14 protein-coding genes are annotated in these 13,849 nt (G+C 58.9%); 4 read left to right on the top strand and 10 right to left on the bottom strand.

Annotation, left to right across the window (positions count from 1 at the left end):
- Nucleotides 1-11: 11 nt before the first annotated feature.
- Nucleotides 12-1,049 carry an NADP(H)-dependent aldo-keto reductase gene (locus KQP88_RS11040; RefSeq protein WP_200994881.1) on the bottom strand — a complete coding sequence of 346 codons (1,038 nt, stop codon included), beginning with the start codon at nt 1,047-1,049 and terminating at the stop codon, nt 12-14.
- Between the two features lie 135 nt (nt 1,050-1,184).
- Complete coding sequence (locus KQP88_RS11035) at nt 1,185-2,996, bottom strand: ABC transporter ATP-binding protein (RefSeq protein WP_216705683.1); 1,812 nt, start codon at nt 2,994-2,996, stop codon at nt 1,185-1,187.
- A gap of 89 nt (nt 2,997-3,085) precedes the next feature.
- On the opposite strand from KQP88_RS11035, the gene KQP88_RS11030 reads away from it, so the two are divergent.
- Nucleotides 3,086-3,517 carry a DUF1810 domain-containing protein gene (locus tag KQP88_RS11030; RefSeq protein WP_200994879.1) on the top strand — a complete coding sequence of 144 codons (432 nt, stop codon included), beginning with the start codon at nt 3,086-3,088 and terminating at the stop codon, nt 3,515-3,517.
- Nucleotides 3,518-3,522: 5 nt separating this feature from the next.
- Here the strand turns inward: KQP88_RS11030 and KQP88_RS11025 are convergent, their stop codons facing one another.
- The 6 genes from KQP88_RS11025 to KQP88_RS11000 all read right to left on the bottom strand — a co-directional run bounded on the left by KQP88_RS11025 (nt 3,523) and on the right by KQP88_RS11000 (nt 10,386).
- Nucleotides 3,523-4,596, bottom strand: coding sequence for a DUF1615 domain-containing protein (locus KQP88_RS11025; RefSeq protein ID WP_216705682.1), 1,074 nt, complete (start codon nt 4,594-4,596; stop codon nt 3,523-3,525).
- A 51-nt stretch (nt 4,597-4,647) separates the two neighbouring features.
- Entirely contained in the window at nt 4,648-5,556 is a 909-nt protein-coding gene (gene glsB, locus KQP88_RS11020) for a glutaminase B (RefSeq protein ID WP_025259919.1), read from the bottom strand.
- Nucleotides 5,557-5,657: 101 nt separating this feature from the next.
- Nucleotides 5,658-6,476: a class II aldolase/adducin family protein gene (locus KQP88_RS11015; RefSeq protein ID WP_216705681.1), complete on the bottom strand. Its 819-nt coding sequence runs from the start codon at nt 6,474-6,476 to the stop codon at nt 5,658-5,660.
- A 197-nt stretch (nt 6,477-6,673) separates the two neighbouring features.
- Nucleotides 6,674-8,038, bottom strand: coding sequence for a glutathione-disulfide reductase (gene gorA, locus KQP88_RS11010; RefSeq protein ID WP_216705680.1), 1,365 nt, complete (start codon nt 8,036-8,038; stop codon nt 6,674-6,676).
- 102 nt (nt 8,039-8,140) lie between these two features.
- A complete protein-coding gene (galU, locus tag KQP88_RS11005) occupies nt 8,141-8,980 on the bottom strand; it encodes a UTP--glucose-1-phosphate uridylyltransferase GalU (RefSeq protein WP_025259916.1) in 840 nt (279 codons plus the stop codon).
- Nucleotides 8,981-9,024: 44 nt separating this feature from the next.
- Nucleotides 9,025-10,386, bottom strand: coding sequence for a UDP-glucose dehydrogenase family protein (locus tag KQP88_RS11000; protein ID WP_216705679.1), 1,362 nt, complete (start codon nt 10,384-10,386; stop codon nt 9,025-9,027).
- 183 nt (nt 10,387-10,569) lie between these two features.
- Here KQP88_RS11000 and KQP88_RS10995 point away from each other — a divergent pair, with 183 nt between their 5' ends.
- Entirely contained in the window at nt 10,570-10,851 is a 282-nt protein-coding gene (locus KQP88_RS10995) for a hypothetical protein (protein WP_025259914.1), read from the top strand.
- Between the two features lie 7 nt (nt 10,852-10,858).
- On the opposite strand, the gene KQP88_RS10990 is transcribed toward KQP88_RS10995, so the two are convergent.
- Nucleotides 10,859-11,209 (bottom strand): hypothetical protein, encoded by a 351-nt coding sequence (locus KQP88_RS10990; protein WP_198728897.1) that lies wholly within the window; start codon nt 11,207-11,209, stop codon nt 10,859-10,861.
- 171 nt (nt 11,210-11,380) lie between these two features.
- Between KQP88_RS10990 and KQP88_RS10985 the strand changes: the two genes are divergently transcribed.
- Nucleotides 11,381-11,686, top strand: coding sequence for a DUF1883 domain-containing protein (locus tag KQP88_RS10985; protein WP_200994874.1), 306 nt, complete (start codon nt 11,381-11,383; stop codon nt 11,684-11,686).
- A 16-nt stretch (nt 11,687-11,702) separates the two neighbouring features.
- Nucleotides 11,703-11,882 carry a hypothetical protein gene (locus KQP88_RS10980; protein ID WP_198728896.1) on the top strand — a complete coding sequence of 60 codons (180 nt, stop codon included), beginning with the start codon at nt 11,703-11,705 and terminating at the stop codon, nt 11,880-11,882.
- Between the two features lie 107 nt (nt 11,883-11,989).
- On the opposite strand, the gene KQP88_RS10975 is transcribed toward KQP88_RS10980, so the two are convergent.
- Entirely contained in the window at nt 11,990-13,813 is a 1,824-nt protein-coding gene (locus KQP88_RS10975; RefSeq protein ID WP_216705678.1) for a glycoside hydrolase family 15 protein, read from the bottom strand.
- Nucleotides 13,814-13,849: the final 36 nt, after the last annotated feature.

Below are 13,849 nucleotides of genomic sequence, written 5' to 3'. Positions count from 1 at the left end.
GGGGCTGAATGTTACGGTGCCGGGTTGGGTTGCCCGACATGAATAGCTTCGATACCGGCAACAACCTCATCGGACAACGAGACATCGATGCTCGCCAGGTTGACGGCCAGTTGCTCAAGCGTGGTCGCACCGATGATGTTGCTGGTCACGAACGGGCGGCTGGTGACATAGGCCAGGGCCATTTGTGCCGGGTCCAGGCCATGCTGGCGAGCCAGTGCCACGTACTGCGCGGTAGCACCCACGGCCTGCGGATTGTTGTAACGCTGGAAACGCTCGAACAGCGTCAGACGACCATCAGCCGGACGCGCGCCGTCGAGGTATTTGCCTGCAAGCACACCAAACGCCAGTGGCGAATAGGCCAGCAGACCGATCTGCTCGCGAATCGCGATTTCCGCCAGGCCGATTTCGAAGCTGCGATTAAGCAGGTTGTACGGGTTCTGGATGGAAACGGCACGCGGCAGACCATGGGTTTCGGCCAGATGCAGGAACCGCTGGGTGCCCCACGGGGTTTCGTTGGACAGACCGAAATGACGGATCTTGCCAGCCTTGACCAGGTCGTTCAGCACCGACAGGGTTTCTTCGATTTCCACCGCCGAATCGTCCGGGTCATGCTGATAGCCCAGCACGCCGAAGAAATTGGTCTTGCGATCCGGCCAGTGCAGTTGGTACAGATCCAGATAATCGGTGTTCAGACGCTTGAGGCTGCCCTCCAGCGCTGCGGTGATATTGGCGCGATCCAGGCGCGGGTTGCCATTGCGGATATGCTCCATGCGGCCAGGACCGGCCACCTTGCTGGCCAGCACCCAATCCTTGCGATCACCGTACTTCTTGAAGTATTCGCCGATGATGCTTTCGGTCTTGGTGTAGGTTTCCCCGCGTGGCGGCACCGGGTACATCTCGGCGGTGTCGATGAAGTTGACGCCAGCCTTTTTGGCCAGCTGAATCTGCTCGAAAGCCTGGGCTTCGGTGTTTTGCTCGCCCCAGGTCATGGTGCCCAGCGCGATGGCGCTGACCGAGATATCGGTCTTGCCCAATGAACGAAATTGCATCGATGTCTCCGTCTGGTTCAGATAAAAACGAGCGCGCTCCGGCGCCTGGCAAAGAGGCCCTATAAAACGCCCTCAGCCCAGGCGCTGCAAGTGTTTTGTTGGTGTCCGCCGGCCAACACCTGCATGGCAGAGCGCTTAGCGATAGCCTTCGGCCTGCAGATCGAACAGCGTTGCGTAGTGACCACCGGCCGCCATCAGACTGTCGTGATCGCCACGTTCCAGCACACGCCCCTGCTCCAGCACCACGATATGCTCGGCGTTGCGCACGCTGGAAAAACGATGGGAGATCAACAGCGTCATGCGCCCTTTGGCGTACTCGCGAAAACGATCGAATACCGCGGCTTCCGCTCCGGCATCCAGTGCGGCGGTCGGCTCATCGAGAATCAGAATGTCGGCATCGCGCCGCATGTAAGCGCGGGACAAGGCGATCTTCTGCCATTGCCCTCCGGACAGCTCCTGACCGCCCTTGAACCAGCGACCCAACTGGGTGGCATACCCCTTGTCGAGCTGCGCAATGAAAGAGGCCGCCATTCCCTGAGAGGCCGCCTCCTTCCAGCGACTCTCGTCATCGAAGGCCGTGATATCGCCCACGCCAAGGTTTTCGCCCACCAGAAACTGATAACGGATGAAATCCTGAAAGATCACCCCGATACGGGTACGCAAGGCATCTTCGTCCCACTCCTGCAAATCGCTGCCATCGAGCAGGATGCGGCCCTGATCCGGTCGATAAAGGCGAGTCAGCAGCTTGATCAACGTAGTCTTGCCCGAACCATTGGCCCCCACCAGCGCAACGCTGCGACCGGGCGCCAGGTGCAGATCGATATTCTCCAGCGCCGCCTGACTTGCACCCGGATAGCTGAAGCTCACCGCTTCGAAACGCAGGCCATCGCCGGGCAAAACGCCCTGGGTCAGGCTGCCGGAAGCTGGCTGGACCGGCTGCCCCAGGTATTCGTAGAGGTCCGCCAGATACAGCCCATCCTCGTACAGACCGCTGATTGCCATCAGGCTGCTGCTCACAGCAGTCTGGCCCTGCTTGAACAGCACCAGATACATGGTCATTTGCCCAAGCGTGATACGCCCGTGCACGGCATCGACAATCACCCAGGCATACGTCAGGTAAAAAGCTGCGGTGCCCAGTAATCCCAGCAGGAAACCCCAGCCATCGCGGCGGATGGTCAGTTGTCGGTCTTCGGCATACAGGCGCTCGAAGGTATCCCGGTAGCGCTTGAGCAGCAGCGGCGCAAAACCGAACAGCTTGACCTCCTTGATGTGAACCTCATTGGAGAGCAGCGCTTCGATGTAATTCTGCTTGCGGGTTTCAGGGGCGCGGCGCGCAAACAGCCGGAAGGCATTGCCCGAAAAATGCGCCTCGGCAAAGAACACCGGCAATGCGCCCAGCACCAGAATCAACAGAGCCCAGGGCGAGAAATGCACCAGCAACACAGCGAAGCCCATCAGGGCAATCAGGTTCTGCATCAACCCGAGGGATTTGGTAACCAGCGCCAGCGGCCTCACCGACGCCTCGCGCCGGACCCGCACCAGCTTGTCGTAAAACTCCGAATCCTCGAACTGCAACAACGAAAGGGTCTGGGCCTTCTCCAGAATCAGGGTGTTGACCTTCTGCCCAAGCTGCACCCGCAACAAGGCCTGCTGAACCGATAACGCCCGTTGAGCAGCGGCCAGCAGCGCCAGCACGCCCGCCTCAAGCAAGACATAACGCAAGACCGGCCACAGCGGCGCATCGCCGGTGGCCGTATTGAGTTCGATGGCAGCCAGCACCGAGTCGACGATGCGCTGGCCCAGCCAGGCGGCCAGTGCAGGCAGCAGACCGGCAATCAGAGTCGCCAGCACCAGCCCGAGGGACAAGGCTCGTGAAGTGGTCCAGACTAGTTGCATGGCACGGACGGCCTGTTGCAGGAAGGAAGTCAAACGAGGGACAAGGGACATGCGTACAGGAACTCTTGAAACAGGAATGGATTGAGAGCAGGCCTGATATCACAAAACGGCCCCGGCCCAACGTGAAAAAGAGGCACATCATGCACGATGCTTACGACCTGCAACGCTTCGTCGACGCTCAGGAGCCGGTTTTCCGGCAGGCACTGGCCGAACTCGAAGCCGGCAGAAAGCGCAGTCACTGGATGTGGTTTGTATTTCCGCAGATCAGGGGCCTTGGACACAGCGCCATGGCGCAGCGCTATGCCATCAGCGGCCTCGATGAAGCCCGGGCCTATTTGCGGCACCCGCTGCTGGGGCCGCGTCTGGAGCTGTGTGCAAAAACCATCGCACCTCAGGTGCAGCGTTCGGCCCGACAGATTTTCGGCTCCCCGGATGATCTCAAGCTGCATTCAAGCATGACCCTGTTTGCAGCCGCGGCACCGGAACATCCCTTGTTCCAGGAGGTGCTGGACACCTTCTTCGAGGGTGAGCCGGACGCCATGACCATTGAGAAACTGCAAGCCTTTCCCTGAACGCTTCAAACGCCTGCCGAAGAACGCTGCATGCAGCGTTCGCGTCGCTCATCGACGCGCTCGGCAAACCAGGCCGTTGTCAGCTTGCGGGTAATCTTCGGACTTTTCAGGACAATGCCGGGCAATACGGCGCGGGGCAGCGGCTTGCCCTGAGTCTTCTGGGCCAGCTCGAAGACACGGGTATAAAGCCGGGTTTCCTCGAACTCGAACGTGTCGCCCTGCTTGAGCTGATTCCAGATGGCCGAATTGCTCATGTCCAGGCGATCACCCAACGTGCGAACCGCAAGCTCCGTAGCGCCCGGAGACGTCGAATCATAGCGAATCAGGTCGCCATCCAGCGCCAGCTCGATCCCCGTGGCACGGCTGACCGCATTCTGGAAAGCGGCATTGCGGCTGGCGTACCAGCCGGCATTGAAATCCGCGAAACGGTAGATCGACTGCGTGTAGCTGGCCGGGTAACCCAGCAGATGGGCGATACCGAAGTACATGCCGCCGCGACGGGTGAAGACTTCCCGGCGAATGGAACCATCGACCGCATAGGGATAATTGGCCGCCTGCTTTTCGGCGAAGGCAATGCTGACCTGCATCGGCCCGCCCGTGCGCACCGGATTGAAATTGCCGAACAGGGTCTGCCCAAGGGGCACCATGCCGATGAAGTCATCGAAAATGGCGCTCAGTTCCTTCTCGGTACGAGCCGCATCCAGCCGCGCGCCATAGGTTTTGCCACTGGGCGAACGGATCCGCAGGGCTGCGTTGACCAGCGCCGCCGGAATATGCAGCCGCGAGGCACGCCGATCGATCTCGGCACGGGCGATCTTCGCCATTCCCGGCACTGTCGGATCAACCTGATAAGTGGATTCCTGCTCGGTCACCGCCAGCACGGAACACAGGTTCTCGGGGGTCAGATCGATTCTCTGCGCCACGAACGCGGCATAGATATCGCCTGCCCACTCCTGACGATCCGGAGTCTTGGGCGGCATCAGGCGCACGATCTGCGCCCGCGCCTGATCAGGGCTCAATTCCGGCTCTTGAACCCGCTGGCTGCTGCATCCGGCAAGCGCCAATGCAAGGCTCATCATGAGCGTTCCAGACTTCACTCCCTTCAATTGCTTACCTCTCTCGATACAGGTCTAGAACACAGACCATTCAATCCTCGCACTCAGCTTTTCCAGCGCTGCCATACCGACCAGCGAATTGCCCGCCGCGTTCAATTCCGGGGACCAGACACAAACAGAAAAACGTCCCGGCACCACGGCAACAATACCACCACCCACGCCACTCTTGCCCGGCAGGCCGACCCGATAGGCAAAGTTGCCGGCTTCGTCGTAAAGACCGCTGGTGGCCATGATCGAGTTCAGTTGCGTGGCCTGGCGTGCCGTCAGAATCTGCTCGCCGCTGTGGGTACAGAAACCCTGATTGGCCAGAAAACCGAAGGCACGCGCCAGATCGATGCAGTTCATGCTCAGGGCGCAATGATGGAAATAACTGCGCAGCACGTCTTCGACGTCGCCATTGAAGTTGTCGAAGGACTTCATCAGGTAGGCCGCAGCCGCATTGCGGGAACGGTGCTGGTATTCGGACTCCGCGACCTTGGCATCGGAAATGATGGTCGGGTTGCCGCACAGACGTCGCACGAAGTCACGCATGGACAGCGCGGGGGCAGCGAAGCGCGCCTGATTGATATCGCAGATCACCAGCGCCCCGGCGTTGATGAACGGGTTGCGCGGCCTGCCCCGCTCGAACTCCAGCTGGACCAGCGAGTTGAAAGGCTGACCGGAAGGCTCATGCCCCAGGCGCTTCCAGATGTCCTCGCCGGAATGTCCGATGGCCTGCACCAGGCTGAAGACCTTGGAGATACTCTGGATCGAAAACGGCGTGGCAGCATCACCGGCATGGAACACTTCGCCGCTGTTGCTATAGACCGCGATACCCAATTGATCGGGGCGAACTTCACCCAGCGCAGGAATGTAATTGGCGACCTTGCCCTGGCCGAGCAAGGGTCTGACTTCATCAAGAATTTCGTTCAGCAGGTTTTGCATGCATGCGCCCCTTGTTTTGGGTGCGCACACTACACCAACAATTGAAAACGAGCATCACCCAAGAGGGGCAATGTCCCGTGATTTGCAGTCAGCACACGACATCAGGTCTTGTAGTCGGTATCGGTGCGCTCAAGCTGACGGATAAGCGCATTCCAGTGCCTGGCCACACCCGGCCCGTTACCATCCTTGATGGCCTTGGCCTGACTCTCGACGGTGGCGATCACTTCTGCGGGCGGGAAGACCAGTTCCGCATTGCCTGCGGCCTGGGCGGCGATCTGAATATTGCAGGCGTATTCCAGGGAGTGCAGTTGCTGAAAGGCATGCTCGACACTCACCCCGGCCGTCAGCAAACCGTGGTTGCGCAGGATCATCACGCTCTTGTCGCCCAGGTCGCCCACCAGCCGCTCACGCTCGTCCAGGTTCAAGGCGATGCCTTCATAACCGTGATAAGCCACTCGACCCGAGAAAGCCAGCGAATGCTGGGAAATCAGCAACAGGCCGTCCTTCTGTGCAGACACCGCAATGCCGTCACGGGTATGGGTATGCAGCACCGCCTGAAGATCGGGGCGTGCGCCATGGATTGCGCTGTGAATCACGTAACCGGCGTAGTTGATGCCGAGTCCTGTGGGATCGTCGACGATGGTGCCATCGAGATCGACCTTGACCAGATTCGAGGCCGTGATTTCATCGAACAACAGACCGAATGCATTGATCAGAAAGTGCTCGTCCGGGCCTGGAACCCGTGCGGAGAAATGGGTGTAGATGTGATCGGTCCAGCGCTTGAGGGCTGCCAGACGATAAGCCGCCGCCAGCTTGACCCGCACTTCCCACTCCTCTGGCGAAACCCGATCCCGGACACTGCCTGACTTTTCCGGGCCTGGAGTCCCTTGCTGGACTGGCAAAGCGCTGACGTTGCTCATGGTATTGCTCCTGAATGACTTGAAACCTGTCAGACAAGACTAAGCGCATAACAAAATCATTAAAAAGCACATTTTCTTATAAGCTAATTATGAAAAATGCGAATATTAGGCGCGCCGCAAAATCGCTTGCAGCTTGCAGCTTGAAGCTTGCGGCTTGTAGCGGGCGCCAAGCTACAAGCTCCAAGCTGCAAGAGGTGTTACAGCGCCCGCGAAACCGGCGTCCTCATCGTCACAAACTCTTCCGCGGCGGTCGGGTGTACGCCGATGGTATCGTCGAAGATCTGCTTGGTCGCGCCTGCCTTCAGGGCGATTGCCAGGCTCTGAACGATCTCGCCAGCATCCGGCCCTACCATGTGGCAACCCAGCACGCGGTCGGTCTGGGCGTCGACCACCAGTTTCATGAACGTCTTCTCCTGAACGTCGGTCAGGGTCAGTTTCATGGGGCGGAAACGGCTCTCGAAAATCTGCACCTGATGCCCGGCCTTGATGGCGTCTTCTTCGGTCAGGCCAACAGTACCAATGTTCGGCAGGCTGAAGACCGCCGTCGGAATATGGTTGTAATCCACCGGGCGATATTGCTCAGGCTTGAACAGGCGACGGGCCACGGCCATGCCTTCGGCCAGCGCAACCGGCGTCAGTTGCACGCCACCGATTACATCGCCAATGGCCAGGATCGAAGGCTCGCTGCTCTGATAATGCTCGTCGACTTCAATGTAGCCGCGCTCGTCCAGCTTGATGTTGACGCTTTCCAGCCCGAGATTGTCGAGCATGGGGCGGCGACCCGTGGCGTAGAACACACAGTCCGTCTCCAGGCTGCTGCCATCCTTGAGGGACAACAACAGGCTGCCATCGGCCTGCTTTTCGATACCCTCGATATCGCTGTTGAAACGCACATTCATGTCTCGCTTCACCAGCTCTTCATGCAGGTGAGCACGCACGCCGCCATCGAAACCGCGCAGGAACAGATCGCCGCGATAGAGCAGCGTGGTGTCGGCACCCAGACCGTTGAAGATCGAAGCGAACTCGACAGCAATGTAGCCACCGCCGACCACGGTCACGCGCTTGGGCAGTTCCTTGAGATAGAAGGCTTCATTGGAGGTAATGGCATGCTCGCGCCCCGGCACGTCAGGCACCTGTGGCCAGCCACCGGTCGCAATCAGAATGCGTTCGGCACTGTAGCTCTGGCCGTTTATTTCAACGCGCTGCGGCCCGGTGATACGGGCATGACCTTCCAGCAGCGTGACGCCGCTGTTGACCAGCAGATTGCGGTAGATGCCGTTGAGGCGATTGATTTCGCGGTCCTTGTTGGCGATCAGCGTGGCCCAGTCGAATTGCGCCTCGCCCAGCGACCAGCCAAAGCCTTTGGCCTGCTCGAAATCTTCGGAGTAATGCGCACCGTACACCAGAAGCTTCTTGGGCACGCAGCCCACATTGACGCATGTGCCGCCCAGATAGCGACTTTCGGCCACGGCCACTCGCGCACCGAAACCGGCGGCAAAACGCGCCGCCCTGACACCGCCGGAACCGGCACCAATTACAAAAAGATCGAAGTCGTAAGCCATTACTGTCTCCTTAGCGATGGGCCAGCATAACCGCTAAACGGTCAGTCAGAAAACGACAAGGCCACCCGAAGGTGGCCTTGTCTTGAAGCGTGCGAGCGTGAATCAGTAAGCCTTGCCCGTTTTGTAGAAGTGCTCGAAGCAGAAGTTGGTTGCTTCGATATAGCCTTCTGCGCCGCCGCAGTCGAAACGCTGGCCCTTGAACTTGTAGGCCAGCACGTTGCCTTCGGCAGCCTGCTTCATCAGGGCGTCGGTGATCTGGATCTCGCCGCCTTTGCCTGGAGCGGTCTGTTCGATTTTCTCGAAGATGTCCGGCGTCAGAATGTAACGACCGATGATCGCCATGTTCGATGGAGCGTCTTCAGGCTTCGGCTTCTCGACCATGTCGGTGACACGGAACAGGCCCGGCTTGATTTCGTCACCGGCAATGACGCCGTACTTGTTGGTTTCCTGCGGATCGACTTCCTGGATCGCGATGATCGAGCAGCCGTAATGGTTGTGCAGCTTGACCATCTGGGCCAGTACGCCGTCGCCATCGAGGTTCACACACAGGTCGTCCGCCAGAACAACGGCGAACGCTTCCTTGCCGATCAGAGGACGACCGCTGAGGATCGCGTGACCCAGGCCTTTCATTTCGGTCTGGCGAGTGTAGGAGAAGCTGCACTCGTCGATCAGCTTGCGAATACCAACCAGGTACTTCTCTTTATCCGTACCCTTGATCTGGTGTTCCAGCTCGTAGCTGATGTCGAAATGGTCTTCCAGTGCGCGCTTGCCGCGACCGGTGACGATGGAGATCTCATTCAGACCAGCTGCAAGCGCTTCTTCCACACCGTATTGGATCAGTGGCTTGTTGACCACCGGCAGCATTTCCTTGGGCATGGCCTTGGTCGCTGGCAAAAAGCGAGTGCCGTAACCGGCTGCTGGGAACAAGCATTTCTTGATCATAAAAGTCCTTGGTAAGGGCTGTTGGTGTTAGCGGCGCAGTCTAATCAGGCGGCGGTCACCTTACAATGCCCCGCCACTGGCCGTCCGATGCCATGGTAGAGGAATCCATGAGCAGATAGTTCCGCAAAATCATAGATATTGCGCCCATCGAAAATCACGGGCATGCGCATAAGGCCCCGTACGCGGATGAAATCCGGCTGACGAAACTGCTTCCATTCGGTCAGCAGAACCACTGCATCTGCGCCTTCGACACAGTTGTACAGCGACTCGCTCAAGCGTAGCTGACCACTTTGCACTGCGCCGCAATAATATTCGGCCACCGGTCCCATGGCCGCCGGGTCCGTGGCCTGCACTTTGACACCCGCCGCCAGCAAGGCATCGATCAGCACCAGGCTTGGCGCTTCACGAATGTCGTCCGTGCCGGGCTTGAAGGCCAGCCCCCACAACGCAACCACCCGCCCCTGCATATAACCGCCAAAATGCTGGTGCAAGGCCTCGAACAGCAAGGTCTTCTGGGTTGCATTGCGCTGCTGAACGGCACGCAGAATCTGCGGATCGAACCCCTGCTGCTCGGCCGTTCGAATCAGTGCCCGCACATCCTTGGGGAAACACGAACCGCCATAGCCGCAACCGGCGTAGATGAAATGCGTACCGATGCGTTTATCACTGCCGATACCGCGCCGCACCTGCTCGATATCCACGCCCAGATGAGCACACAGGCCGGCCATTTCGTTGATGAAGGAAACCTTTGTCGCCAGGAAGGCATTGGCGGCGTATTTGCTGAACTCTGCGGCGCGTATGTCCATGACCAGCGCGCGCTCGCGGTTGCGCAGAAACGGCCCGTACAAACGTTGCAACAGTTGCGCGGACTCAGCCTCCGCACAGCCCAGAATCACCCGGTCCGGCCTCATGAAGTCCTCGATGGCCGCGCCTTCCTTGAGAAACTCGGGGTTGCTCGCCACCCTTGCACGAGCTGTCAGACCGCGTCGCGAAAGATGCCCGTTGATGCGCAGGGACAACGCTTCGGCAGTGCCCACCGGTACGGTTGACTTGTTGACCACCAGACAAGCCCGATTCAGGTATTGCCCCAACTGATCGGCGACTTTCAGTACCTGGGACAGGTCCGCCGCACCGTCCTCGTTGCCCGGCGTGCCCACGGCAATGAAAATGATCTCGGCCTGGCGTACGCCCTCCTCCAGGCTTGAGGTAAACCTGAGCAACCCGCTGGCCTGATGTTCCTTGAGCATGGGCTCAAGACCTGGCTCGTAAATGGGACACTCACCACGCCGCAAGGCGGCGATTCTCTGCAGGCGGGTTTCGACACACAGCACCTGATTGCCCATTTCGGCAAAGCAGGCCGCCGTTACCAGCCCCACGTATCCGGCACCGATTATGCACAGTCGCATGAGTCGCCTCTCCATTCGGATTTGCGACGATTGCAACGCAAACCGATTGCAGCACGGTGATGACATGACGACAGACACATGACAGAAGAATTATCATGGATCACATGGCGGAACGATGGCACCGGCGATCAGTCCAAGCCTCGTATTGCAAACTTCCCCCGGCCTTATCTTGAAGCGAAAAACATGATCAGAGTTCTGTCCATTATTGCTGTACTGGGCCTGACTGGCTGCGCCACCGCCTCCAACACCTACCTGAAAAATGGCAAGCAAGGCCTGAGCATCGATTGCTCGGGTGAAGCGATGTCATGGGCCAGCTGCTATGAAAAGGCCGATGCTTCCTGTGCGGGCACCGGTTACGAGATCGTCGGCACCGATGGCACGCCCCGCCCCGCCGAGAGCGAGAAAACCCTTGGCCTGGACGTGGGCAACTACAAGAGCCGTAGCGTTCTGGTGGTGTGCAAATAGAGGGCGATCAGCCTGAAATGCAGGCCTCGGCAGCGTTGCGCACATCCTTGAAACGCAAAGGCAGGTTGGAAAGACGTTCATGGACCTTGATCGTGCTGCCTCCGGAGCGATTCTCGACATAAATCACCGCTGCGGGGTCACTGCTGAAACTTTGCGCAACGATCAGGCGCAGGCCGTCACGATGAGGCTCGATGAGCGGGGGCTTGCGACTCTCGCTGATCTTGCCGGCGAAACAGTCGGCATACTGCTGAGGCGTCTTGCCGGAAATCACGTTCAGGGTTGCAGGCGAGTGCTCGATATCAGCAACGGTCGCACATCCGCTCATCGCCAAAGCCATGACTACAACGGCCAGTTTCATACAATCCCCTCCAATTTAAAGGTGCTACGACAAGCACAGGCGCAATTAGATCCCGAACGGGACACTTTTTACCAGAAAGAGCGCAATTGACGCCCAAACAACGGCAAATGGCACGCCCCGCATGCTATCGTTTTGATTTTTCAGAAAAAGCCACTGCTTTCGGAGACACCCATGAAATTCGTACACCAGCGTGAGCACTTGAACGAGGACGATCTGGTCGTCATCGAATGCTCGCAAACGTGCAATATTCGCCTGATGAACGATGCCAACTTTCGCAGCTTCAAGAACGGCGGACGCCATACCTACCACGGCGGTGCTTTCGACAAGTTCCCGGCCAAGATCGCAGCGCCCAGCACCGGTTTCTGGAATATCACCATCGATACCACCGGCCGCAAGCCGAGCGCGACTCCTGGCCGAAAACCGCAGTTCACCCACTCGATCAAGATCGTCCGCCGTTCGACCTCTCGCCTGAGCTGATGCCCAAGGAGCCAATGTGAACAACCCTGCCAGCACCACCAAGTACGCCGTCAGCTACAAACTCAATGGCGAGCGCCGCTTCGAATTCGCACAACTGCAATCGGCCTCGGTAGAAGAAGCCAGGGCTGCACTGGAAAAAATGCACGGCCAGAGCGATGACCAGATCAGCGATGTGAAAGTCAGCAAGGCTCTTTAACCGTAGCAGCCTCTTTGCGGGATCGATTGCCAGCCATCGCTCACTTCCTTTTCGCGAATGAATTCGCACACAGCCATCCTGTGGGAGCGAATTTATTCGCGAACAAGCTACCCCGCAATGCTTTCAAAACCAGCCGATGTACGCGCCTTGAGCGGGCACTCCGCACGGTGCAGGTTCAGCGCGGTATTGATGATGCCGATATGGCTGAACGCCTGGGGGAAGTTACCCAGCATGTGCTTGCCCTGGGGCTCGTATTGCTCGGCCAGCAGTCCTACGTCGTTGCACAGGCCGCACAAGCGGTCGAACAGTTCTCTGGCCTCCCGCGCACGGCCCTGCAGGACGTACACATCGGCGAGCCAGAACGAACACACCAGGAAAGTCCCTTCGGTTCCCGACAAGCCGTCGACACTGCGTTCATTGTCATAACGCAACAACAGGCCGTCCTGCATCAGGGTGCGCTCGATCCTGTCCACGGTAGCGACCACCCGGGGATCGGTGGCAGGCAGGAATCCGGTCAGGGCAATCTGTAACAGGCTGGCATCCATTTCGGTGGCGCCATAGGTCTGCACGAAACAGCCCAGTTGCTCATTGAAGCCATTGAGGCAGACATCGGCATGGATGCGATCCGCCACATCCCGATAGTGCCGCGCCAGCGCCCGGTCTTCGTCGTTGTCCGCAGCCTGGGCAATCTGCGTGGCATTGCGATCGAACGCCACCCAGGCCATGACCTTGGAATGGGTAAAGTGCCGGGGTTCGGAACGAATCTCCCAGATACCGGCATCCGGCAAATGCCAGACCGTCTCCAGAAACGGCATCACCACCTTGGAAATGGCAATGCTGCGCGGGTGTCGCGGCATGCCGCCCTTGAGGGCCTGGATCATGGCATCGGCCACTTCGCCGTAGACATCCAGCTGCATCTGGGTTGCGGCACCGTTGCCGATGCGCACCGGTTGCGATCCCTTGTAACCGCTCAGCCAGGGCAATTCATACTCCAGCAGCCGCCGCTCACCGCCCAGCCCGTACATGATCTGTATCTGGTCGGGATTACCCGCCACCGAACGCAGCAGCCAGTCACGCCATTCTGTCGCTTCCTCGAAATAGCCCAAGTTCATGAACGCCAGCAGCGTCATGGTCGCATCCCGTAGCCAGCAATAGCGGTAATCCCAATTGCGCTCACCTCCCAACTGCTCGGGCAACGAAGTCGTCACTGCGGCAACGATGCCGCCCGTAGGCTGGTAAGTCATGGCCTTGAGGGTAATCAGCGAGCGCTTGACCTGTGCCGTCCACGGCCCGACATCAGGACAGCGATCGGAAAATGCTCGCCAGAAAGCTTCGGTGCGGACCATCGCCTGCCCGGCATCGGTTTCGGGAAGTATCGGCTCGTAGGAAGGCTGGTAAGCCAGGGTAAAGACCTTGCGTTCGCCAGCAGCCACATCAAAGTCACTGCCGGTGTGGTGATCATGAGCTTGCAGGGAAACCGGGCTGCGCAGCACCAGCATTTCAGGTCCGGCAACAGCGGTCAGGGTATGAGGGTCTTTTCTCTCGACCCACGGCACCGTACTGCCGTAATCGAAACGAATGGCAAGGTCCATGCTGAACCGGACCTTCCCTTCAAGGCCGACCACGATCCGCACCACCTGATTGTCAGCCCCCATGGGCATGAAGTCGATCAGCATTGCACGGCCGCTCGCTGTCCTGAACAGGGTTTCCAGAATCAGAGTGCCGTCGCGATAGCTACGCTCGACCGATATGACCTCTTCTGCCGGTGCAATCTTCCAGCGACCATTATCACTGTCGCCCAGCAAGGCCGCGAAACAGGCAGGTGCATCGAAACGCGGAAAACACAGCCAATCCAGTGAACCATCCCGGGCAACCAGAGCGGCAGTCCGGCAATTACCCAGCAATGCGTAGTCTTCAATCAGTGCAGCCATTCGAGAATGTCCGTCCCTATCGTGAAGCCGCGCCGG

The sequence above is a fragment of the Pseudomonas lijiangensis genome (assembly GCF_018968705.1).
In the GTDB taxonomy this organism is placed as follows: domain Bacteria; phylum Pseudomonadota; class Gammaproteobacteria; order Pseudomonadales; family Pseudomonadaceae; genus Aquipseudomonas; species Aquipseudomonas lijiangensis.
The sequence above is the reverse complement of the archived record's forward strand: the minus strand, read 5'-3'. Positions and strand labels throughout refer to the sequence as shown.

Bases quoted from the DNA above. Each gene is read 5' to 3' on its own strand.
- KQP88_RS11040 (WP_200994881.1), bottom strand. From the start codon at position 1,049: ATGCAATTTCGTTCATTGGGCAAGACCGATATCTCGGTCAGCGCCATC.
- KQP88_RS11035 (WP_216705683.1), bottom strand. From the start codon at position 2,996: ATGTCCCTTGTCCCTCGTTTGACTTCCTTCCTGCAACAGGCCGTCCGT.
- KQP88_RS11030 (WP_200994879.1), top strand. From the start codon at position 3,086: ATGCACGATGCTTACGACCTGCAACGCTTCGTCGACGCTCAGGAGCCG.
- KQP88_RS11025 (WP_216705682.1), bottom strand. From the start codon at position 4,596: ATGATGAGCCTTGCATTGGCGCTTGCCGGATGCAGCAGCCAGCGGGTT.
- glsB (WP_025259919.1), bottom strand. From the start codon at position 5,556: ATGCAAAACCTGCTGAACGAAATTCTTGATGAAGTCAGACCCTTGCTC.
- KQP88_RS11015 (WP_216705681.1), bottom strand. From the start codon at position 6,476: ATGAGCAACGTCAGCGCTTTGCCAGTCCAGCAAGGGACTCCAGGCCCG.
- gorA (WP_216705680.1), bottom strand. From the start codon at position 8,038: ATGGCTTACGACTTCGATCTTTTTGTAATTGGTGCCGGTTCCGGCGGT.
- galU (WP_025259916.1), bottom strand. From the start codon at position 8,980: ATGATCAAGAAATGCTTGTTCCCAGCAGCCGGTTACGGCACTCGCTTT.
- KQP88_RS11000 (WP_216705679.1), bottom strand. From the start codon at position 10,386: ATGCGACTGTGCATAATCGGTGCCGGATACGTGGGGCTGGTAACGGCG.
- KQP88_RS10995 (WP_025259914.1), top strand. From the start codon at position 10,570: ATGATCAGAGTTCTGTCCATTATTGCTGTACTGGGCCTGACTGGCTGC.
- KQP88_RS10990 (WP_198728897.1), bottom strand. From the start codon at position 11,209: ATGAAACTGGCCGTTGTAGTCATGGCTTTGGCGATGAGCGGATGTGCG.
- KQP88_RS10985 (WP_200994874.1), top strand. From the start codon at position 11,381: ATGAAATTCGTACACCAGCGTGAGCACTTGAACGAGGACGATCTGGTC.
- KQP88_RS10975 (WP_216705678.1), bottom strand. From the start codon at position 13,813: ATGGCTGCACTGATTGAAGACTACGCATTGCTGGGTAATTGCCGGACT.